Annotated in this window: 15 protein-coding genes; 5 read left to right on the top strand and 10 right to left on the bottom strand. The window is 48.7% G+C overall.

What is annotated here, in order from left to right; all coding sequences use genetic code 11:
- Positions 1 to 83: 83 nt before the first annotated feature.
- A complete protein-coding gene (locus tag LZD49_RS19240) occupies positions 84 to 3,869 on the top strand; it encodes an SNF2-related protein (RefSeq protein ID WP_234669198.1) in 3,786 nt (1,261 codons plus the stop codon).
- A gap of 39 nt (positions 3,870 to 3,908) precedes the next feature.
- Here LZD49_RS19240 and LZD49_RS19235 read toward each other — a convergent pair whose 3' ends face one another.
- From LZD49_RS19235 to LZD49_RS19210, 6 genes are all read right to left on the bottom strand, one after another.
- Positions 3,909 to 4,208, bottom strand: coding sequence for a hypothetical protein (locus LZD49_RS19235; protein WP_234669197.1), 300 nt, complete (start codon positions 4,206 to 4,208; stop codon positions 3,909 to 3,911).
- Positions 4,209 to 4,359: 151 nt separating this feature from the next.
- Positions 4,360 to 4,743, bottom strand: coding sequence for a RidA family protein (locus LZD49_RS19230; protein WP_234669196.1), 384 nt, complete (start codon positions 4,741 to 4,743; stop codon positions 4,360 to 4,362).
- Between the two features lie 44 nt (positions 4,744 to 4,787).
- On the bottom strand, positions 4,788 to 6,941 hold the full coding sequence (gene recQ / locus LZD49_RS19225; RefSeq protein WP_234669195.1) for a DNA helicase RecQ: 2,154 nt from the start codon (positions 6,939 to 6,941) through the stop codon (positions 4,788 to 4,790).
- 61 nt (positions 6,942 to 7,002) lie between these two features.
- Positions 7,003 to 9,108 (bottom strand): helix-hairpin-helix domain-containing protein, encoded by a 2,106-nt coding sequence (locus LZD49_RS19220; protein ID WP_234669194.1) that lies wholly within the window; start codon positions 9,106 to 9,108, stop codon positions 7,003 to 7,005.
- A 36-nt stretch (positions 9,109 to 9,144) separates the two neighbouring features.
- Positions 9,145 to 10,008: a carboxylating nicotinate-nucleotide diphosphorylase gene (gene nadC, locus LZD49_RS19215; protein ID WP_234669193.1), complete on the bottom strand. Its 864-nt coding sequence runs from the start codon at positions 10,006 to 10,008 to the stop codon at positions 9,145 to 9,147.
- Positions 10,009 to 10,025: 17 nt separating this feature from the next.
- Complete coding sequence (locus LZD49_RS19210; RefSeq protein ID WP_234669192.1) at positions 10,026 to 11,795, bottom strand: capsule assembly Wzi family protein; 1,770 nt, start codon at positions 11,793 to 11,795, stop codon at positions 10,026 to 10,028.
- A gap of 126 nt (positions 11,796 to 11,921) precedes the next feature.
- Between LZD49_RS19210 and upp the strand changes: the two genes are divergently transcribed.
- Positions 11,922 to 12,566, top strand: coding sequence for a uracil phosphoribosyltransferase (upp, locus tag LZD49_RS19205; protein ID WP_234669191.1), 645 nt, complete (start codon positions 11,922 to 11,924; stop codon positions 12,564 to 12,566).
- A 14-nt stretch (positions 12,567 to 12,580) separates the two neighbouring features.
- Here upp and LZD49_RS19200 read toward each other — a convergent pair whose 3' ends face one another.
- On the bottom strand, positions 12,581 to 15,664 hold the full coding sequence (locus LZD49_RS19200; protein WP_234669190.1) for a carboxypeptidase-like regulatory domain-containing protein: 3,084 nt from the start codon (positions 15,662 to 15,664) through the stop codon (positions 12,581 to 12,583).
- Positions 15,665 to 15,943: 279 nt separating this feature from the next.
- Here LZD49_RS19200 and LZD49_RS19195 point away from each other — a divergent pair, with 279 nt between their 5' ends.
- On the top strand, positions 15,944 to 17,011 hold the full coding sequence (locus LZD49_RS19195) for a mannose-1-phosphate guanylyltransferase (RefSeq protein WP_234669189.1): 1,068 nt from the start codon (positions 15,944 to 15,946) through the stop codon (positions 17,009 to 17,011).
- Between the two features lie 85 nt (positions 17,012 to 17,096).
- Here LZD49_RS19195 and recF read toward each other — a convergent pair whose 3' ends face one another.
- The gene (gene recF, locus LZD49_RS19190) at positions 17,097 to 18,200 is read right to left on the bottom strand and encodes a DNA replication/repair protein RecF (RefSeq protein WP_234669188.1); all 1,104 of its coding nucleotides are present in this window, start codon (positions 18,198 to 18,200) and stop codon (positions 17,097 to 17,099) included.
- 124 nt (positions 18,201 to 18,324) lie between these two features.
- Here recF and pdhA point away from each other — a divergent pair, with 124 nt between their 5' ends.
- Positions 18,325 to 19,356, top strand: coding sequence for a pyruvate dehydrogenase (acetyl-transferring) E1 component subunit alpha (pdhA, locus tag LZD49_RS19185; RefSeq protein WP_234669187.1), 1,032 nt, complete (start codon positions 18,325 to 18,327; stop codon positions 19,354 to 19,356).
- Positions 19,357 to 19,494: 138 nt separating this feature from the next.
- Positions 19,495 to 20,376 carry a twin-arginine translocase subunit TatC gene (tatC, locus tag LZD49_RS19180; protein WP_234669186.1) on the top strand — a complete coding sequence of 294 codons (882 nt, stop codon included), beginning with the start codon at positions 19,495 to 19,497 and terminating at the stop codon, positions 20,374 to 20,376.
- A gap of 14 nt (positions 20,377 to 20,390) precedes the next feature.
- Here tatC and LZD49_RS19175 read toward each other — a convergent pair whose 3' ends face one another.
- Positions 20,391 to 21,485, bottom strand: a complete 1,095-nt coding sequence (locus LZD49_RS19175) for an aminotransferase class I/II-fold pyridoxal phosphate-dependent enzyme (protein ID WP_234669185.1) — start codon at positions 21,483 to 21,485, stop codon at positions 20,391 to 20,393.
- Positions 21,486 to 21,493: 8 nt separating this feature from the next.
- Entirely contained in the window at positions 21,494 to 22,516 is a 1,023-nt protein-coding gene (locus LZD49_RS19170) for a dipeptide epimerase (protein WP_234669184.1), read from the bottom strand.
- Positions 22,517 to 22,531 lie beyond the last annotated feature (15 nt).

Genomic DNA, 22,531 nt, shown 5'->3' with positions numbered 1-22,531 from the left:
TGAGTTGAGGCAATACTTCCTCGTTCGTTTCTATAAGACAGAAACATACCGTACTTTTGCGTTTTTAACTGGCAGCAGGGTAAATGGAAAACGAAAAGAAGGAGAAATTATCCAACTTCTTAATAAGACGGGCGGAGCGGGATGTATTGTCAAGAGGGCGTTCCATTTATAGCAGTGGCGGCTTAAAAGTTTCCAAACTCGATTATAATGGCCCCGGCAATGCTGAGTTCAAGGTCAAAAGCGACTATTCGATCCAGTATTACCAGATTTTCATCCGCGATTTCCTCACACCGCAGATAACCACCGAATGCTCCTGCCCGGACAAAGCCGGGCTGTGCAAACACCGCGTGGCCGCTATTTTGTATATCCTCGACAAGATGCCGACGATCAAACAGGTTGTCCATGAAATGGGTAACACGACGATCGAACTGCAGGAACTGCGTGAAATGCAGTTACGCAGCCTCGTGCTTGAAGAGACCTGGCAAAATCGCGGAAACGTTGGTCCGGTAGAAATTGTATCTGCTAAGGAAGGCGAGGCGGAATGCCAGGTCACCGACAAAGGGCAGGAATATATGACCACGTTTCGGCGTGTCAAAGGCACCCGGCAGATCCAGACTTCCTGTAACTGTAACCAAAAGCTCTGGGTGCCACTGTGCGAACACAAGCTTGCCGCGTTACTGAAACTCCGCGAAGAACTCGGCGAGAAGGCATTCGAAGTAATGCGCGACCTCACCGTCGAGAAAAATAATCTGCTTGCCGAATACGGCTATTCGCTGGAAGATCCCTACAAAGATAAATTCGAATTCCGGCTGGATGAGGATGGAGGCTTGCATTTGATCAAGCTCGATCCCGCCATTCAGAAAGTGGGGGAATATCAGGATTGGAAATCGTTGCGCGAGCGAATATTGCCTGTGCAGGAGTCATCCTTTGCCGTAACCCTGACCGACAGTGGCCAGGATGAAGAGGATCGCGTTTCCATTTTTGTTTTTTGGCCAAAAGGGAAAAATCACTTACTGGACATTGGTTTTGGGGTGTTTTCGGTCAAATTTAGTTCCAAATCCGAGAAGGTTACCAATATCCGTAATATTGCCGGCGGTTCGAGCCATTACTATTCCGCCGACGAAATACCCGTACTGACCGAAGCCGATGCGCGCCTTGTGCGGCTGGCGAAACATTGGGAAGAAGGCCTTCAAAAATTCATTCGTAAACAGGGCTGGGCATATAATGCATATCTGCATTTCGATGATGTAGAGGCTGACCAGCGTTATGAGGCACGAAACTACGTAGGCAAGCAGCTTACCCGCGTTTTCAACGACCTCGACGGCGACCGGCTTTTTCTTGCCGACGGCGATTATGTGACGAGCAATCACCAACTTACGCAACTGGAATTGCGCCGCGAACCGGTAAAATTGCTTTTTGTACTCACCGAAGACAAGGAGTTTATTACCTTGAACCCTTACGTGGAGCTCAAACCGGGCACGCCGCTGGAATTACAGAAAGTAGTGTCGCTGGATAGTTTCTGGCTGGGTATATACAATGAAAAAACGTTGTTCCGCTGGGCAGGCATCAGTGAAGCCGAAATGGTGGCCTACCTTAGCCAGAATGGGTTCAAAATAAGGGTTAAGAAGGATTTTGGGGATGACTTTCTAAGAAATTGGATCATCCCGGTTTCTGAAAAATTCGATGTAGTTTTCCAGACGCGTCACGAAATCCAGACATCGCCGCTCGCTTTCCAGAAGCCTAAATTCTATCTCAAAGAGGACGAGGCAAATCTGTTGATCGTGCCTTCCTACATATATCTCGAAGAAAACGGCAAAAACGAAGAGCTGGAATTACTGCACGACCAGCGCCGGACCAAAACCAGTTTCGAGAATAATCAGATCACAATGCTCGAACGGGACGTTCAGGCAGAGAATGTGGCTTGGGAATGGTTGAAAGGATTACATCCGGGCTTCCAGCACCAAACCGGACAACCGTTTCTTTACGTGCCGTTTGAACAGGTCATGAAAGACGGATGGCTTTTTAATTTTGTAGACGCAGCAAAGAAAAAACATTACGATATTTTCGGATTTAAAGACCTGAAAAAAATGCGTTTCAATCCCAACCGTGGGATGGTGAAAGTGCATACTTCTTCGGGTATCGACTGGTTCGACATGCGGATCGAGATCAGTTTCGGCGACCAGACGGTTACGCTGGCGGACGCAAAAAAGGCATTGCTTAAAAAACAGAACTATATCCAGTTGCAGGATGGCTCACTGGGTGTGCTTCCCGACGAGTGGATTGCCAAGCTGGAACCGTTAATGCAGTTCGGGCGTGTCAACGATGACAAGATCCATTTATCCAAAATCCATTTCTCGCTGATCGATGAGCTCGTTTCGGAGATCGATAATGAGGATGTTTTCCGGGAGCTGTGGGAGAAAAAACAGAAGCTGCTCAACTTCAAGCAAATCCCATCGGTGCCGCTTCCGCAAAATATTCAGGCAACGCTGCGCCAGTATCAGGAAGAGGGTTACAAATGGCTACATTTTCTCGACGAGTTTCAATGGGGAGGCTGCCTGGCTGATGATATGGGCTTGGGTAAAACCCTGCAAATGCTGACATTCCTGCAAAATCAAAAAAATCTGGATCCTAGACATACGAACCTTGTCGTAGTTCCTACCACATTGATTTTCAACTGGCAGGCCGAAGCTGCGAAATTTACACCCGACCTTAAACTGTACGTTCACAGGGGAATGTCGAGGCGGAAAGACATTGATTTTTTCCGGGAGTACGACATAATCCTGACTACCTATGGCACCATGCGCAGTGATGTGGAGCTCTTACGCCAGTTTGATTTTAACTACATCGTTCTCGACGAGGCGCAAGCCATAAAGAACCCGGATTCGCTGACATCCAAAGCCTCGCGTCTCCTGCGTGCCCGCAACCGGCTCACGATGACGGGTACACCGGTGGAGAACAATACTTTCGATTTGTATTCGCAATTCGAATTCCTGAACCCGGGGATGCTCGGCCATGCCGATTTTTTCCGAACGGAATATGCGACGCCGATCGATAAATATCAGGATAAGGAAAAGGCAGCCGAGCTACGTAAGCTGGTGTATCCATTCATGCTGAAGCGTACCAAAGAAGAGGTGGCGACCGATTTACCGGACAAAACCGAGACAATCCTTTTCTGCGAAATGGGCAACAAGCAGCGTAAGGTTTATGACACGTTCCGGGAGCGCTATCGCCAGGAAATTGCCGAAAAACTGGCGACGGAAGGGCTCAACAAAAGCAGTTTCCTCATTCTCGAAGCCTTGCTGAAACTGCGCCAAATATGCGATTCGCCGTCAATTTTATCGGGCGAAGAGGATTTTGGGAACGAATCGGCTAAACTGGAAGAGATTACTCGTGAAATCGAAGAGAATGCCTCAAACCATAAAATACTGATATTCAGCCAGTTTTTAGGGATGCTTGATCTGATCCGCAAGCATTTGGAGAAGGTGAATATCCCTTATGAATATCTGGATGGTCAGACTGTCGACCGGGCGGGTCGTGTAAACCGTTTTCAGAACGACGACACTTGTCGCGTGTTCCTGATGAGCCTCAAAGCAGGTGGTGTAGGGCTTAACCTTACCGAAGCGGATTACGTTTACCTTGTTGATCCGTGGTGGAACCCTGCCGTGGAGCGCCAGGCGATCGACCGAACGCACCGCATCGGGCAGACCCGCAAGGTGTTTGCCTATAAAATGATTTGCAAAGACACTATTGAAGAGAAAATTCTGCTATTGCAGCAACGCAAGCAGGATTTGGCAGAAGACTTAGTAGGCGGGGAATCCGGCTTTATCAAGAAACTGAGCCAGGAAGATATTATGGGGCTTTTCAGCTAGATGAATGTAAAATGCTAAATTACTGAACCGGTTTTCGATTCAGTAATTTAGCATTTTGCTGCTCGCCGAGATGTGCAACAGTCGTTGATTGGCAATGCCTGCGGTTGGTTCGCTGCTACTTGTGCTGTCCGCAGAGGCAAATTCGAATGTCCGCGAATCGGTCAACAGATCGTCAGCGGCAGGTGCGTCCAAAATAGGTGTGCCTTTCTGAGCGATGGGTGAAGAATTGTACATTTTTTCTACACTTTCCCCCTGTACCCCTCCGTACCTGGCTTGTTTTTGCATTACGCACAGAACCAATAACACTGAGGCAATTAGCAAAGTAATTCCATTTTTCATGTCTAGAGATGTCTTTGTTTAGGGTTCCAAATCAGACAACATCCCCTCAAAGAGCAAAATCCGCGCCAAAAGGTTGTAACGCGATTTAAATTGGCAATAAAAAAAGCCCGAATCCAGGGCAGATTGGGCCTTTTTTGAATATTCCAATAGATTACTGGACTATTGCGGTGAATTCTATCTCAACAAGATAGTCCGGTGACACCAGCTTACTGATCTCATAAATACCAGTTGTGGGCTTTATGTCCCGAAAATACGCACCATGTGCACGGGCGATCTCATCGAACGCTGTGATATCTGTGGTAAAAATGCGCGTGCGGACCACATCGGTCAGATTTGCACCAGCTTCCTGCAACACTTTTTCAATGCGTTCGATGATATTGTGGGTTTGTGCATAAGCATCGTCGGCTTTCACTTTCTCGCCATCTACGATTGCAACGGTTCCAGCGACCTCAACGATATTCCCGATGCGAACCGCCCGACAGTAACCCATCTTGTCTTCCCAAGGCGAGCCTGAGAGTATATTTTGTCTTGACATATTGTTGGTTAAGTATTTAAAGACGTAAATATAATTATCGACTACTAGTTTTGTCGCTCCTCTTCCCAAATCGCCAGCGCCAGCCTGATCTGCCCATAATCGTACTGCTCGTTCAGCAATTCGAACAGGGGCTTCAAGGGATCGTTTTTCCCGACCTGAATTTCTTGCGCGGCTGAAATGATCGCCTTATATGCGGAGTGATCGATCAGCGATTTCAAATCAATGCCATGCCCGTCTTCTTTGAGTTTGACCAAATGCGAGATGATCGTAACCGGGTTCAGATTGCGTTTTTCGGCGATTACTTTTACGGAATAGCCTTCATTATAAAGGTCGAGGGTTTCTACGAAGGTCATTCCTTTCATCACACGCGTGCCAGGCGTGTTGTTTTCCCGGGCGAAATTGAGGATTTCGTTAATGAATGCTTCGCCATAGCGCCGGAATTTTTCGGCTCCAACACCTGAAACAGCCTTGATCTGTGCTTCTGAAACGGGTTTTTTCTGCGCCATTTCAGAAAGCGTCGCGTCGCTAAATACGACGTACGGTGGTACGTTCAGCGCATCGGCGAGTTGTTTTCTAAGCTGACGGAGCCGTTCAAAAAGTGCGTCGCGGATGATTTCCTGTTTCGGTTTTTCTTTGGGGACAAGTTCTTCCTCCTTCGCTTTGCGTTCGCTGAGCGGAATGAATTTTACGAGTTCAATTTGCTTTTCTCCCTTTAAAACCTGCCTGCTTACCGCATTTAGTTTGAATGCATGTGCTTCGTCATAAGCAATATCCATCACGCCGGAATTGAGCATTTGGCTTAGGTATTCAGACCATTCGTCGCCTCGAAGCTCATGGCCTACGCCAAAAGTAGGTAGTCGGTCGTAGCCATGTTGCAGGATATTTCGGTTGCGGCTGCCCCGGAGAATGTCGACGAGCATACCCATTGCCACTTTCTGTTCGGTACGTGCAATGCCCGACAATGCTTTCTGCGCGATGATCGTGGCGTTGAAGCGGGTACGCGGGTTGCGGCATACATCACAATTTCCGCAGTCGTGATCAACGGGTTCATTGAAGTAACTCAAGAGAATGCGGCGACGGCAGATATCGGCTTCGGCGTATTGTTTCATCCGGTTCAGTTTGGCATGGAGCAATTCCTTTTGCTCCGCCGACTGATCCGAATTGTTGATCATGTCCTGACGCGTGATAATGTCGAGATAGCTGTAAAACAAGACAGTATCCGCACTGGCCCCATCGCGCCCCGCGCGACCGATCTCCTGATAGAAGCTCTCGACATTGGAAGGCAAATTGTAATGGATTACCCAACGCACGTTCGACTTATCGATCCCCATCCCAAATGCAATGGTCGCGACAATGATTTGAATATCGTCCCGCAAAAAATTCTCCTGCACCTGTGAGCGCTTGTCGCCGGGCATGCCTGCGTGGTAATAAGCAACCCTGAAACCCTGTTTTTGCAAGCTCGCCGCGACGGTTTCGGTGCCTTTGCGGCTCAGGCAGTAGATAATGCCGGGTTGCCCTTCGTGGCGGGCAAGGAAGCGCTGGATTTGTTCAATGCGTTTTCTTCCGGGAAGCACATTCAGGCTCAGGTTCGGCCTGTCGAAGCTGGAAATGAAGGTTTCGGCGTGCTCGATATTGAGTTGTTTCAAAATATCGCGGCGTGTTACCCGGTCGGCGGTGGCGGTGAGCGCGACGATCGGGACGTCGGGAAAGCGCAGTTTTAGCAAGTTGAGCTGACGATATTCCGGCCGGAAGTCGTGGCCCCATGAAGAAATACAATGTGATTCATCGATCGCGAAAAGTTGCACATTCCATTCGCGGAGTAAATCAAATGTATTTCCCGAAAAAAGCCTTTCGGGCGCGATGTAGAGGAGTTTAAGCTCGCCCAGCTTGATTTTCCACATGATCTGGTCCTGCTCGGCGCTGGAAATGGTGGAGTTAAGGAATGCGGCCGTGATACCGTTTCCGCGTAATGATTCCACCTGATCTTTCATGAGGGCGATCAGCGGCGAAATGACCACCGTAAGCCCCTCCCGGAGAACTGCCGGGATTTGAAAACAGACCGATTTACCGCCGCCGGTGGGCATGAGCACCATGCAATCGCGGTTGGCCATGACGGTGTCGATGATTTCGGATTGTTGTGGGCGAAAGGAATCGTATCCGAAATATTTTTTTAATGCTTCAAGTTTGTTGGTGGACATGGTGTACTAATTAATGGTACTTATTCAAAAGAATTTCCTTTCGCGTTGCAAAAATAGGCTTTCAAAACTGATACATCACCTGCACTTTTGCCTCACTTCGCTTATTGCCATCGATTTCGTTGAGTCCCGAGCTAATCTTGTCAATATCCGAATACCGCGTTTGCGACCATCGGAGCCATATTTTGATGTGCTTTGAAAGTGTATAGCGCAGCATCAGATAATGCCTCGTGCCTGCATTGTAATAGGCCGGAATCGAGAATGCATAAAGCATATCTTTTTCATACGCGTATTGCCGGCTGTCGTAATCATCGGTTTTGAAAAATGCCACCCGGCCACTGATTTCAAGCTTTGAAAAATAGCAGGTGACATCCTGCGCAACCGTAAAGCCATTGGAGGTTTTGGAACCCTTACTTTTTAAACTTCCATATTGAAACCTCGTCCTGAGTGCGCATTTGAGCGGAATTTCGTAATCCATATTGAATGTCGCTGTCCGTTTAATAGATCGGATTAACGTTGGATCGCTGTCTTCGGCCGAAGGATCATTTAACTGTTTATGTTTTTCATGAAACAGCAAATAGGCATTCAGTCTTCTGGAAGGTTTCCATAGCCAATGCAGGAAGTAATCGAATCCCTGGGAAGGTGCATCGACCTGAAATTTCAGCCATGGAAACCGAAAATAATCGAAATAGGCGCTCCACTGCCATTTGCGCGAGGGCGACCATCGGAGGCCCGCATAAGCCCCATTTTCATTAATCGGGCGAGTACCCTCGCTGATCGGGTTACCGTAGAATGTGTGAAAACGGCGTGCATAATGCCGGGCCATCATTGAGATATCGAACTTGCGGCCTACGCTGGCCACGAGCCCTCCGATTGTGCCTGTTCCACCGCTTTTGGAAATGGCAGTTTCTGTGAAGAAATGGATGTTTTGCCAGCGATAATCGCCGTGAAGGCCTGCGATGAGGTTTTGCGTACCCGAAAATTCGTACCGGTTATAGGCCCAATTGCGCTTTTGAATAAATGAGTCATAAGAAGTATGCAGCATGGTGAAGCCTATTTGGCCTTTTTGCGAAGACAATCTATGCAGTAAATGCAAACCCGCATTCTGCTCGCTAAGCACATTGTGTTTTTCAATCTCCGACGGCGTTCGGTGATATCCGGTAATGGGCAGCGATGTGGTAATGCTGTCCGATTCCTGCGTAGCGTCCCGTTTGGTTCTTGAGAATAAGAATGTGACCTCAGTGCTTTTGGCAATGCTCCAACTCGCCGCAATACCTCTGAAGAAATTGGCTTCGGTGGCGGAAGTGTAGGGTTTCAGGCCGGTTGTGCTCTTATAAACTGTCTTAATCACTTCTGAACCCTTTCCCAGCGAAAATCCCGCGCCCAGGATCATGCCCTGACCAGTTTGCATCTGGAAGTCGCCTGCGATGAGCGTTTTGAGTTTTCCGCGATTGATGACCTGGGCGTGAAAAGAAGTATAGTCAAAACCGAAAATCTGCCCTCGTGCATTCCAGTCCCAGATTTCTTCCCCGGAGTCTTTTTCGAATGTTAACCCAAAACTATATACACCGCTCCTTGCATTGCGGTAGCGAAGGTAGCCATTGAAGGCCGGGCCCTGATATCTGGTCGCAGAAGAAGAGTTAGCATCCAAAGGCGCAAACCCTTTTTGGCGCTCTATTAATTTGCCCGACCGGAACATTACGAAATGTTGGCCGGGGTTTTTCAACGCATCTCGGATGGCAACGGCTTTGGTACTGATCGTGACAAAAGGCAGGAGCCGCCGGATAGTAGCCAGGTCAAAACCCGGAACGGCCTGTAATTCATAGAGCGAAAGCAATGCACCCGCTATGGTGCGATACTCAAAAAAAGAACGAAGCTGAATCTCGGAAAGAATGAACGTGGCCGCAAGATCATCCGGCGTGGCGGCATTGAGGTCGAGCGGACTGGCGTAAAGCTGTAAAAGTCCCTCGAAGAGCTCTTCACTGTCGTCGGGCGGTACAGGGAAAAGCTCGGCTAGGAAAAGGTTAATGTCGATTTCTGAACGCGGCGGAGCGTCTCGCGGAGCTTCCTGGGCGAGGCCAAAAGTAGCCATGCTCACGAGCAAAACGGTCATGCACAGGGAAAAGCCGTTGGGTTTCCCTTGAAGGTCAAAAGCGTATGTGATTTTCATCGATCTCAGCATACGCTTTTGATATAAATGAAAAGGTTAGAAGGCTTTTAAACTTAAATCCAGACTTCGCGCCTGGTGTGTGAGCGCACCGCTGGAAATACCATCCACTCCGGTTTCCGCCACTGCGCGTAATGTTTTTTCGGTAATGTTACCCGATGCTTCCGTCTCGTACCGCCCGGCGATTTTTTTCACCGCCTCTCTGAGGTCGTCCAGTGAAAAGTTATCAAGCATAATAATGTCGACCTGCCCGACGCGCAGCACTTCATCAACCTCGGTAATGTTCCGCGTCTCGATCTCTATTTTCAGCTTCCGACCGGTTTCTTTCAGGTATTTCTGAGCACCGGTAATAGCCGCTTCGATGCCGCCTGCGTAATCCACGTGGTTGTCCTTCAACATGATCATGTCGTAGAGGCCCATCCGGTGGTTTACAGCTCCTCCGATTTTCACCGCCATTTTTTCAAACAGCCTGAAATTCGGGGTTGTTTTACGGGTATCGAGCAATTTTACGGGCAAATCCTTGATCAGGTCGGACATTTCCCGTGCATAAGTGGCAATGCCACTCATACGCTGCATAATGTTCAGCACCAGCCGCTCGGCTTTCAGGATCAGACGTGCATTTCCTTCTACCGTAAAAACAATGTCTCCTGTTGATACGACGGAACCGTCAAAACGTAACACATTAATTTTCGGAAGGGGGTAGTTGTAATATTTTGCGGTCTCATCGAAGATGATCTGCGCCACGTCCACGCCCGCGAGCACGCCGTCCTGCTTCACCAGCAGCTTGGCGCGCTTGGTAGCATTTTCGGGAACGCTGGCCAGGGATGAATGGTCTCCGTCACCAATATCTTCCAGCAATGCAAGCCTGAGAAGATTTCGGAGTTCGTGTGGATCAGTTTCCATTTTGTTTGAAATTAAAGTCAGTAGGTTTGCTGCCGGTACGCCATGTTATAGCGGATGGCAAACGTAAAAACATTGGAGTTGGTGGCCACATTCACATCCTGTGACTTGACTTTCCTGATTTGGTACCGGCCGTCCAGAAATAGATTGTGGGCCAGTGAATAAGACAGGCGCAGATCTGTAAATAATGTTCTCGCCTTGATGCCCTGGCCGATCTTCTGGTTCAGGTCGCCCCCGCCTTCACGGTTCACGTTCCGCTCTTCGTAGCTTTTCGAAATGTCGCCCCCGAAATTCATATAAGGGCCGGTGGTGGGATTCTTACCCTGCATTGCCGACATGACCGTGCCGTAAATTGACAGCCTCGGCGTGACTTTATAGCGCAAAATACCCAGGTACTCCCGGAAGTTGGCACCCAACGGGTGTGCGAGCGCTTGCCCGTAATGCATATAATTACGCCCGCCATCCTTGTGTGAGTAGGTGTAGGGGCGTACTACATTATATTCCGCCTGCAAATCGAGGTTCGGGATACCGAACGCATCTACATATTTGCCACCGAGCTGGAAGCTGTATTTATTGGTCCAGGAACCGCTGCCATTGAAGAGGTATTTGGTCAAAAACTCGTCAAGTACGAACTGGCTGTAAATCGAAGCGGTTTTACCCACCAGCCAACGAAAGTCAAACCCAAGTAATGCATTGTCCTGGCTACCGATGTACGATTCTACATAACGATAGAAGATGATGGGATTGAGGTAGTTAAGGTCATATCCGCCACCTACCGAGTCGCGGTTGAAGACTTCTGCTTCGAAGACGCCGAAATTGATTTTGTCAGTCAGGTTAACACTTAAATGGTGAATGGCAGCGAATTTCTTTTTTCTCAAGAATTCGGAAAACGCATCTTCTCCTCCATCTATCATGCTGGTCCAGAGGTTGGTATAATGGAAGCGGCCGAGCTGCGTGTCCAAACGAAGAAAGAGGTAAGGACTGCTGTTATCCGAAAGGACCAGTGAGCGATAACCGCTGCCGAACGTATTGTAGTCATGCCCAAATTTGACATTTACGGCTTTTAGCGGCCGGAAGGTAATATAACCCCGGGCTGAAAGAAAATCATTGCCGTGGTTGCGGGTCGCTTTGGCGAGACCTTCGCCAGGGAAGCTGTATTTCGGTGCAAAGCCATTGACATATCTTGGAAAACGACCCTGGTTATCGGAAACGAATGTATAAAAACCCAACTTTTCATTGATCATCCCACGGATCTCCACGCCACGGCCCGTAAACCACAATGTCTGATGCGAAGTAGTATCGTAGCTATCGTCTTTTCCGATAAAATTGGTGGTAGTAAAATTGAAATGCAGGTCGAAATCCTTGTTGTGAATGCTGTACAAGTCGGCGGGGTGGTGGAAAAACCTCCGTTTTTGGCCGGGTGGGGGAGATTTGAACCAGCCTAGCCGCGCAAGTTTATCGTACTTGGCCGAATCGGTGGCGATCATTCCATTTGTCCATTCCCAACTGTCTTCCCGAAGGTAATCGATCGTTTCCCAGTCACGGTCGGTGAGGTCAACGGTGCCTTCCTTTAATATGGAGTCGGTTAATGCGACTACCGCTTTGCGTTCGAACGGTTTGGCATTGTAGTGAAAGCCCTCCGAAAACTTGCCTCTTTTGATTTCAAGGCGGTCGATCAGGTGGTAATAGTCGTCATTGAGCGGAACGAATGAACTCTGCGCATGTACGTATGACGAGGTTATCAGTGATAAAAACAGTATTTTAAAATGCCGGATAATTCCTTGATACATAGGCAACAAAAATCTTCTGATACCGCAACCTGCTCGCTTGCACGTAATTTTTAGAAATAGTCTTCCAAATTACGTCAATGAATTTGTATTATCTTGCATGGAGTAGTCTAAAAAACTGTCGCTCCCATGTTTTTACTTTCCCAAAAACCTTCCATTGCAGATCATTATCTGGCCGAATTGCGTGATGTAAATTGTCAGAACGACCGGATGCGGTTTCGCCGGAATATGGAACGGATGGGAGAGCTGCTGGCCTATGAATTGTCGAAGACGCTTACCTTCAGAACAGAAAAAGTAGAAACGCCGCTGGGCACCGCACCCTGCCGGTCGATGTTGCAGCCGATCGTGCTTGCTACGATTTTACGGGCAGGGTTACCATTTCACCAGGGCTTCCTGAATGTTTTTGACAAAGCGGATAATGCTTTCATCGGCGCTTACCGCGGCCATCATATTAATGCGGAAGAAGAGTTTACGGTAGAAATGGACTACATTACGAGTCCCGATCTGACGGGCAAAATCCTGGTCATGATTGATCCAATGCTGGCGACAGGCCGGTCTATGGAAAAAGTTTACCATGCATTGCTGCGTTTCGGTATCCCTTCGCAAACACATATTGCCTCGGTGATCGCAAGTCCGGAAGGCGTGCAGTACCTCCAAAAGCGTATACCGCAATGCCGCCTCTGGCTCGGGGCTGTCGACGAGAAGCTGAACGAACAATATTATATTGTACCAGGCCTCGGCGACGCCGGCGACCTGGCTTATGGTGAAAAGTAGCCTTGCCGCCGCGCTCAGTTCAGTAATTCGTCAAATAGAATGGATACATAGTAGGTGCTGCCAACATTGGGGCTGGCGTACGATTGTACGTATGATTTTCCAAACAGATTCGTCCCGCCGACTTTGAGAATCGATTTGATGGCCGGGATTTTCCAGCTAACCTGCGCATCGAGGTTGTTGATCGCCGGCACCTGCGTATTCGAGAATACCGGAACATCGGTAGTAGTAGGCACTACAAAACTCGATTCCCACAAAAAAGCCTGTTGATGACGGAACACTACGTTGAAGCCCAATCTGTTGGAGCTCGTAATGCGTCGACCGAAATTTACATTATACCTGTATTTCGGCGTGTTGAACTGTGAATACTGGACCTCCGGCGAGGGGGTAAAGTTATTTAATTCGTTGTTCGCCACATTCCCTCCGATATTGAAGCCCTTAGGCAATGCGTAATTCAGGCCAATGGCAAAGCCGTGCGTGGTAATAGTCTCAGTAGTATTAACCGTCCGGGCAAATCCGGAGTAGTTGCCTACCCCGATACCCGATTCGATAGGGAGGCCAGGCGCCGCCGCCGCGGTGGGAACGACGATTACAGTTCCGCCAATCAGATTTTTGTATTTACTAATGTAATAATAGGCATCAACGAACAGCTTGTTGGCGATAACACTTTTATAGCCGATTTCATACGAAGCAATGCGTTCTGGTTTCAGCTTCACCGGTTCGTATTTTGGCAGCTTGCCCAATGCATATGCCTTTGCCAGATCAGGCACGAGACCGGGAACCTGCGCTGCGAGAATGCCCGGAAGCTGTGCGGCCAGTGCGCCGGGGAGCGCCTGATTCACCCCTGCGGTAATTGCCGCCTGAATGGCCGCAGGGTCATTGGGGACTGTACCCGCAGCTACACCCTGATTGACGGCCGTTGTAACCTGCGTGGTAACAACCTGCGTAATAGCTGTCGTCGCCTGCTGGGTCACTACCGCTGTGGCGTAGCGTTTGGCATCTTCTACCACCGAGGGATTGCTGTTCACGACGGCTAGTACTGCCGCTTCCGAAAGGTTCTGGCGTAGAATCCCGTTCGAAAGGTTGTAACGGGCGTCAAATTCGGGGAGGCCGCCCACCAACGTGCCGGATGGTGTCCTCAGGTCGATGTATTGATTTTGGGTGGTTGGAATTCGGAAACCTGTCTGATAAGAAAGCCGGATGTTGTGCTCGCCAAAAGTGGTGACAGCCGAAATGCGTGGCGTGAATTGTCCATCGAAATTTTCATTCTTGTCATAGCGGATAGAACCAGTGACTTTTAAATGATCCGACAATAAGTTTTTACCGGCCTGCACAAATGCACCCCATTCATTGATCGGGATAGTTCCGTCGCGGCCTTCTTTGGTATCTGAAAATAGCGTCCCGTTCGAACGGAGAGTATAAAGCCGGTAATTTGCACCTGCGATCAGTTCGAGGAAGCTGATCTGGTTTTTGAAATTGTAAAAGCCTTCGGCATGATACATATTGGTTTTGTCCGCAAAACCTCCTCCGCCGTCAACAATCGGCATATTACGGTATTTATCAAGTAGTTGGTTAAACGTAGCGCTGCCCGGTTGGGGCATTCCCTGGTCGGCGGCCTGGCGGGCGAGCAAGTGTGCGTCGGCCTCTGCTGTGCCTGCCGCGCGCGCATTGACGAATGCACCCACGTATTGTCCGAACCAGATATTGTTGGGCTTGATCTCTCCCAACATTGATACCGCCGCGAGGCCGGAAAGGTAAGATTTCCCCGAACGTTCTTGTGTGGTGTAAGCCCTGACGGTAAAATTATCGCCCCGAAATTCGAGTTTGGCTTGCGTAAGGTTAAAATCGCGCAGCGAATAGCGGCCGGTTCCGGTGTAAACGGTCGTGCCATAGCCGTAGTTGACCTGAGCAATGGCTTCCACCTTCTCATTCAGGCGATAATGCAATGCTGCATTGGCCTTGAAACTTTTAGTATTATAATCCACCAGGGCTTTTTCCCGGTAACCTGTACGGCTGACAAAAGTATTTGGGACGAGACCCACGGCCGCTTGCGGGATTTGCCCGGCTGCCGCCAGCGTTTTGGCTACCGCATTGATATTGGTCTGGATTTCATCGCCGTAAACATTCACGCCGTCGTAGTCCAGATCGGTACCCTTTTTGCGATCAGGGTCGGCGTTGCCGCCTACATTGAGGTTCGTATAATTGGTCGCTTCCCAGTCCTTGGCCTGGATGTATGACAGGTTTACCTTGAATGCAAACTTGTTATTGAATGCTTTCGCATAACGGATAGTCGCTTCCGCGAATGGCGTAGTGGCCTTCGTGCGATTCTTTTCATGCATAATGCCGCCTCTGACGTTGGCGCTCAATCCCTGGTAAAGGAAAGGGCTCTTGCTGTTCATCAAAATTAATCCGTTGACAGCATTGGGGCCGTATAATGCCGAGGCTGCACCTGGCAGGACCTCCACACTTTCCACGTCGAGTTCCGACATGCCGATAATATTGTCGAGCGGAAAGTTGAGTCCGGGCGCCTGGTTGTCCATGCCGTCTATCATTTGGACTGTTCGCGGGTTACCCGTAGCACCAAAGCCACGCATATTGATGGACTTAAATAAAACACCCTGCGTGGTCATATCGATGCCTTTCAGGTTCGCAAGTGCATCGTAGAAGTTGGTAGCAGGCGTGTCGCGAATGCCTCGGATATCAAGTTTCTCGACAGCAACGGGTGACTTCATGACGCTTTCCTCAACGCGGGAGGCCGCAACGATGATTTCTTTACCGAGGATGGGTTGCTCTACCAGTTCGATATCGAGGTTCGACATGCTGGCGGTTACCGCAATTTCCTGTGTTTGGAACCCAACCGAGCTGACGACAATTGAAAACGGTGGGTTTGATGAAGTGGTGAGTGAAAATTCTCCTTTCGTATCAGTGATGGTTCCGGCTACTTTGCCCTGTATACGAATGCTTACGCCGGCCAATGGATCTTGTGTTGCTGATTCGGTAACTTTTCCGGTCAAGCTAGTCTGCCCAAAAGAATGTTGGCAAAGCAACAATAAGGGCAGATATATGAGCCAAATTTTAGAGAATGGAGAAGTTGAGCGCATGGTTTTTAATGGGTTGATGTCAGTAACAAGTTACTAAGAAATCAAATTTTTTATAATTAAATCCAACTTTTTCTTCGGGTTGTCATAAGTGAAAATGCAGGAAGAAGAAGCCAAGGTATCAGGGTGCTTTGAGCTAATTTAATGCTCCGATGTGTTATTGACATCAATGCGATCAACTAATTTTCCGGCAGATTTCCGGTTGATGTAGAGCATACAGACTCTTTATCGTTAGTTTTGGGTGATTTTATCTAACGCTATAACATACCTTACACAACACAGATGCAGGATACTTATGTAATTATCATGGCAGGCGGCGTCGGTACGCGGTTCTGGCCTTTCAGCCGGACAGATTTTCCGAAACAGTTCCATGATGTGCTCGGCACTGGCAGAACGCTGTTGCAGCAGACTGTCGACAGGTTTGATGGCGTTTGTCCGATTGAAAACATTTATATTGTAACCAGTCACGAGTACAAGGAGCTCGTCAAGCAGCAGATCCCGGAACTGACCGATGACCAGATCCTGCTGGAACCGAATCGGCGCAACACCGCACCTTGCATTGCTTATGCTTGCTACAAGATCGCGGCCCGAAATCCGAATGCGAATGTCGTAGTGGCGCCGGCAGATCATATCATCCTGAAAGAAGAAGTCTTCAGGGACACCATTAGAGTGGCTTTGGGCGCAACCCGCAATGAGGACATCCTTGTGACGCTGGGCATTCAGCCAACCCGCCCCGATACAGGTTATGGTTATATTCAATATATACCGGACAAGTTCACGGTTAAAAAAGTAAAATCATTTACTGAAAAGCCGCATCTCGAACTGGCATTACAGTTCCTCGACAGCGGGGATTTTGTGTGGAACGCGGGAATCTTCGTTTGGAACATCAAGGCGTTCAAGAAAGCCTTGATTCAGTTCCAGCCCGACATTGCCGAAATCTTCCAGGATGGTGATGAGCATTACTACCTCGATTCCGAAGACACATTTGTTCAACGTGCCTATCAGCACTGCGGTAGCATTTCCATCGACAACGGCATCATGGAAAAGGCCGAAAATGTGCATGTGGTCCTCGCCAGCTTCGGCTGGTCCGATCTGGGTACATGGAAGTCGATGTATGAAGTTTCAGAAAAGGATGCCAACATGAACGTAGCCGACGGCAACCTGATCCTGCACAACACCACCAATTCGATCATCAAAACGCCGAAAGACAAGCTTGTGGTGATCAACGGCCTCGACGGCTTCATCGTAGCCGAGTTCAATGGCGTATTGCTGATCTGCAAAAAGGACGACGAACAAAAAGTAAAGGAATTCGTAGCCCAGGCCAAAGAACTCGATCCGAAATATGCTTGATTCGGTTGATTATTAATGCTTACCGTTTGAAAAAAGCCAGGTCGTCGAGGCCTGGCTTTGTTGTTTTTTAATTCGTAAATTGAGGTCATCCCTCAGGTTTCAACACCTTCTCAATCTCAAAAAACCGAACATCCGCCTTCACATGCTCTAAAATCCTTTGCGAGCGTTCGGGACGGGCGTCGGTAATGAAAACCTGCGACAGGAAACCGGTGTCGATGAGCTCTATGAGCTTCTGGATGCGCCTGTCGTCGAGTTTGTCGAAAATATCGTCGAGGAGCAGGATGGGGGTTTTGCCCTTTTCTTCTTTTAATAATTCGAATTGTGCGAGTTTCAGAGCGATCAGAAAGGACTTTTGCTGGCCTTGGGAGCCGAATTTTTTCAAAGTAACGCCGTCTATTTCGAATACATATTCATCCTTATGCACGCCTTTGCCCGTGCGTTGCGCATGCAGGTCGCGGCTGCGATTGCGGCGGAATTCGGCGGGAAAATCGGGGCTCGCGACTTCACTTTCGTAGATTACCTCCACTTTCTCGTGCCCGCTGCTGAGGAATTCGTAATATTTATAGAATAGCGGGACGAATTTTTGCGTGAACGTCGCGCGGTGCTCGTATATGCGCTGGGAGAGCACGATCAACGGCTCATTGTAGGTTTCGAGCAAGTCTTCATCGAGATAATTCCGCTCGGCGAAGAGTTTTAAGAGCCCATTTCGCTGGGTGAGTATTTTGTTGTATTGTAGAAAATCAGTGAGGTAACCGGGCACCGCCTGGCCTAGTACGCCATCGAAAAAGCGACGACGTTCCTCACTGCCTTCGCGGATAAGATCGGTGTCGTCGGGGGCGATCAAAACGACCGGAAAAAGGCCAATATGGTCGCTCAGGCGTTCGTAATGCTTTTTATCCGACATGAGAACCTTTCGCTGGCCGCGTTGCAGACTGCATGTGATCTGAATGTGTTTGCCGTGCTCGTTGAAGATGCCGTCGAGGAGGAAGAAGTCGTTGATGTGGCGGATACCTAATGCGTCCTGGTTGTGAAATGCGCTCTTGGTAAGTGTGAGAAAATAAATTGCGTCGAGCAGGTTGGTCTTGCCGCTGCCGTTCTCGCCCACGATACAGTTCACATGTTCTCCAAAAACAAAGGCTTTCTCTTCATAGCTTTTAAAGTATGTAAGGTGGAGCTTTTCTAGCCACATGAACTTCTTTGTTATTTAGTTTATGCTTATTTTCGCACATCATTGCGTGAGTACGGCAAAACAGACTCTGTTCATACCATAACTTTAAGACAAAGTTCTGTCTTTATAAACGAGAACCAAATACATGGCCACCGTTACTGAGAAAAAGAAAGCATCAGCCCCCAAAAAGTTACAGCATCCGAACGAGCAATACATGTTCTGGTTCGAGAATATGCTTTTACAGCGCCGTTTTGAAGAAAAATCGGGCCAGTTGTACGGTCAGCAGAAGATCCGTGGTTTTTGTCACCTCTACATCGGCCAGGAAGCCTGCTCTTCCGGCGCGGTGAGTGCCTTGAAAAAGGGCGACAAGTACATTACCGCCTATCGTGACCACGGTATCCCGCTCGCACTAGGCACCGACCCGAAGGCGATCATGGCCGAGCTTTACGGAAAAAAGACCGGTACCACTAAAGGTAAGGGCGGTTCCATGCACATTTTTGATAAAGAAGTGGGCTTCATCGGCGGTCACGGTATCGTAGGGGGCCAGATTCCCCTGGGAGCCGGTATCGCTTTCGCGGAGAAATACAACAAAACAGACAACCTATGTATCTGCTACTTCGGTGACGGAGCAATCCGCCAGGGTTCATTCCACGAAACGCTGAACATGGCCATGAGCTGGAAGTTGCCAGTGATCTTTGTGGTTGAAAACAATGGCTACGCAATGGGTACTTCCGTAGCGCGTTCTTCAAATGTTACCGAGCTTTATACTCTTGGCGAGGCTTACGATATTCCTTCGGAACCTGTTGATGGTATGAGCGTTGAAGCGATCCACGAAGCGGTTTCACGCGCGGCGGAACGCGCTCGCAAAGGAGAGGGACCAACTTTCCTTGAATTCCGTACGTATCGTTACCGTGGACATTCCATGTCCGATCCTCAGAAATACCGTTCGAAAGAGGAGGTTGAAGAATACAAACATCGTGACCCCATCGAGCAGATCCGTGCGGTGATCCTCGAAAGCAAGATTGCTACCGAAGAGGATCTTGAAAACATCGATAAAAAAGTAAAAGAAATCGTTGCGGAATCTGTGCAATTCGCCGAGGATTCGGAATGGCCGGATCCGAAAGAGGCTTACACGGATGTGTATGTCGAAAACGATTATCCTTTCGTAATGGACTAACCGCATCATTGATGCACTAATAAAAAACCCGCCGGACTACTTCGACGGGTTTTTTAAGTAATTTCAGCTTTTCGCAAACAGGCAGTGATCCTGTTTTTCAGTTTTCACGTAGATTGAATTCTAGTAATAATTTAAAATATGTCCCTGGACCAGGATTTTGATAATGAAGAGGAGGAAAGTGAAGGCAAAGAGATGTCCTTTCTTTCACATCTCGAAGAATTAAGATGGCACGTAATCCGGGCCGGCGCTTCCATTCTGGTGTTTGCCATTCTTGCGTTTATTTATATTCAGGAGATTTACCATTATGTGATCATTGCACCTTCGCAGCCCGATTTCTGGACCTATCGGATGCTTTGCAAGCTGTCGGAGGTCACTGGTTATAAAGATCTCTGCGTAAAAGCCCTAAACTTCAAGTTGCAGGTAATCGGAATGGGCGATGCATTCACGATGAGTATGACATCCTCGGTGATCGCGGGTTTGGTGTTTGCATTTCCCTACGCATTCTGGGAGGTGTGGCGGTTCATCAAGCCAGGCTTAAAGCCAGCGGAGAGACGGTCGGCGAGGGGAGCGGTCTTTTATGTCACGTTCCTTTTCTTTTCCGGTGTCCTTTTTGGATACTATGTGGTGAGTCCGCTGGCCATCAACTTCCTGGCGAATTATACACTCGACCCTTCAATTATCAATGAATTCAGCCTTGCTTCGTACATTTCACTGGTAGCAACGCTTACATTGGCTTGCGGTATAGCATTCCAGTTGCCGATCGTTGTTTATGTCTTGTCGAAAATAGGAGTACTGACACCATCTTTCATGCGAGAATATCGCAAGCATTCGGTCATCGTAATTTTGATCGTTGCGGCGATCATCACACCGTCTCCGGATATTTACAGCCAGGTGCTTGTCGCGATCCCGCTATTCCTGCTTTATGAGCTCAGTATTATTGTTTCAGCCAGAGTGGAGCGAGAAAAGCTGGAAGAAGAAAAACGCCTTGCAAAACTGGGTAATACCAATACAGAAGATTGATCTGGCAAACAGATTTAACCGATAAATCGCTTACAGACCTCGGCCAATTGGTCGAGGTCTTCTTTTTGATGCAGGCTGCTTATGGCAATGCGTGTCACGGGTGCATCAGCCGGTGATGGGTAGGGGAAGCACGAAGCCATCATACCATTTCTCAACAAATGATCGAAAAGCGCTGCATTGTCCGAACAAAATACGGGATAATCCGGGAGGGATTCAAAGAGCGTATTACCTACCAGCTTTTGCGAGAAGTAGGAAACCTTCTCCATCAGCAATGCATGCGCTTCTGAATAAATACCTTCTTCTAATAACGTTTTCAATGCATACACATAAGCAGGCGCAGGCGGGGACGCACCGGCGAACCAGGGTGATTTGCGAATGATTTCAATCGCACTTTCGGCACCCCAGATCGCACCGGCGGGAATGCCCATCGCCTTGTTAAGGGACGAAGCAAACATAGTTTGCGGCCACAGTTTTGAGCCGATGGATGAAGAAATGCCTCTCCCATTGGTACCAAATACGCCAAGCGAATGTGATTCGTCTATTATCAGCCATACATTTTGCGGATTTTCCAGGGCATTAAAAAGATTGAAATCAAAAGCCTTTACGGTCGGAGAACCAACAGCATCGGAACAGATGATGTGGAGAATTTCCGGTGCTGATTCATTGATTTGCTGAACAGTTCGCGATGCCCATTCATGCCAGCCACCGTATGTCCGGTCGAATGCATTGCCCCATAGTGCCGGATGAACGCCAGGTGCATAGTAGTACGAAACGCTGATCGCGTTTGACCCATCAAGGGCAATGGCCTCAATCTCTTTCATTAACAATTGTCCCGCCCACATACCGGAAGAAACAATGAGCAATGCTTTGGTTTGGAGGAAATCAGCTAGTTGTCTTTCTGCGTCGTCATAGACAGAAAGCCTCAAACTGTTGTTTCTGGAACTTCCGTAATGATTTCCGAAAGTTTCCGTAGCTGTTTGTAGATGTCTACGAAGGTCTTCGTTGTGTCCCATTCCCAGATAATCGGTGCCGCTGAACCAAAGAAATTCCTGCCCATCGCTTGTTTCGACGATGCGGCCGGGAAGTTTGTTGCTGTGGTAGATGTTCACGGCAGCGTCTATGAATATTCGGGTTTCAGCGCGGCGCCCGTGCCGTTCTCCTGGGAATAGATCACCCGGCCGTAGTCAAATGTAACACCGGTAGCGGGATCGTTACGGATCAGCAAGGAGCCATCCATGTCGACATAATCGAGTAGCGGAAGTAAATGTGCGATAGCGGAAATGCCTACGCTCGTCTCGGTCATGCAGCCTACCATTGTTTTCATGCCAAGCGCCTTCGCTTTGTCAATCATCCGTAGCGCGGCCGTGGGGCCGCCGCATTTAGTCAGTTTGATATTGATCCCGTGAAACAAGCCATGGCACTTTTCAACGTCTTCTTCAATAATGCAGCTTTCATCGGCGATGACGGGCAATGCGCTGGCAGCAAATACTTTTTTCATGCCCTCAATGTCAGCCGCAGGTAACGGTTGTTCGATAAACTCTACGCCCAGAGCTGCCAGTTGCGGGGCCAATTCAATCGTTTTCTCAGCGGTCCAGCCACAGTTGGCGTCCACCCGGAATACCGCGTCGGTATTTCTCCGAAGTTCCTGTACGATGCGAAGGTCTTCATCCGTGCCGAGTTTGATCTTATAGATCGGCCAGGGAAGCTCTTTCATTTTAGCCACCATTTTTTCGACTGTGTCGATCCCGATTGTGAAATTGGTCATCGGGATATGGTCGGGAGATAGTCCCCAGCTTTCGTACAGTTTCTGGCCTTTCTTTTTAGCAAAAAGATCCTGCGCCGCCTCATCCAATGCACATTGTGCGAAAGAGTTGCTTTCGAGAAATGGGTGTGCAAGCTTCCATAGCTCCTCTGCTGAACGATAATCACCTTGTTCGACAACTTTCTTCACCGTTTCAAGTGCTCCGATCATATTGTCGATGGTAATTCCATAATACGGATTGGAAGTGGCCTCTCCAAAGCCGGAATGCGAACCGTCGTTCAGTTCGACGATCAGCGTTTGCTGCACGTCGCGGGAGTCGTGCGCAATGGTAAAGGTGTGTTTCAGTTGGAGGTCAAAAGTATGGTAGGTCAGGCGCATAGGTGTCAGGAGTGA

The sequence above is a fragment of the Dyadobacter sp. CY261 genome (assembly GCF_021440085.1).
Taxonomy (GTDB): Bacteria; Bacteroidota; Bacteroidia; order Cytophagales; family Spirosomataceae; genus Dyadobacter.
Note: the sequence above shows the minus strand (reverse complement) of the source record. Positions and strands in the feature narration are given on the sequence as shown.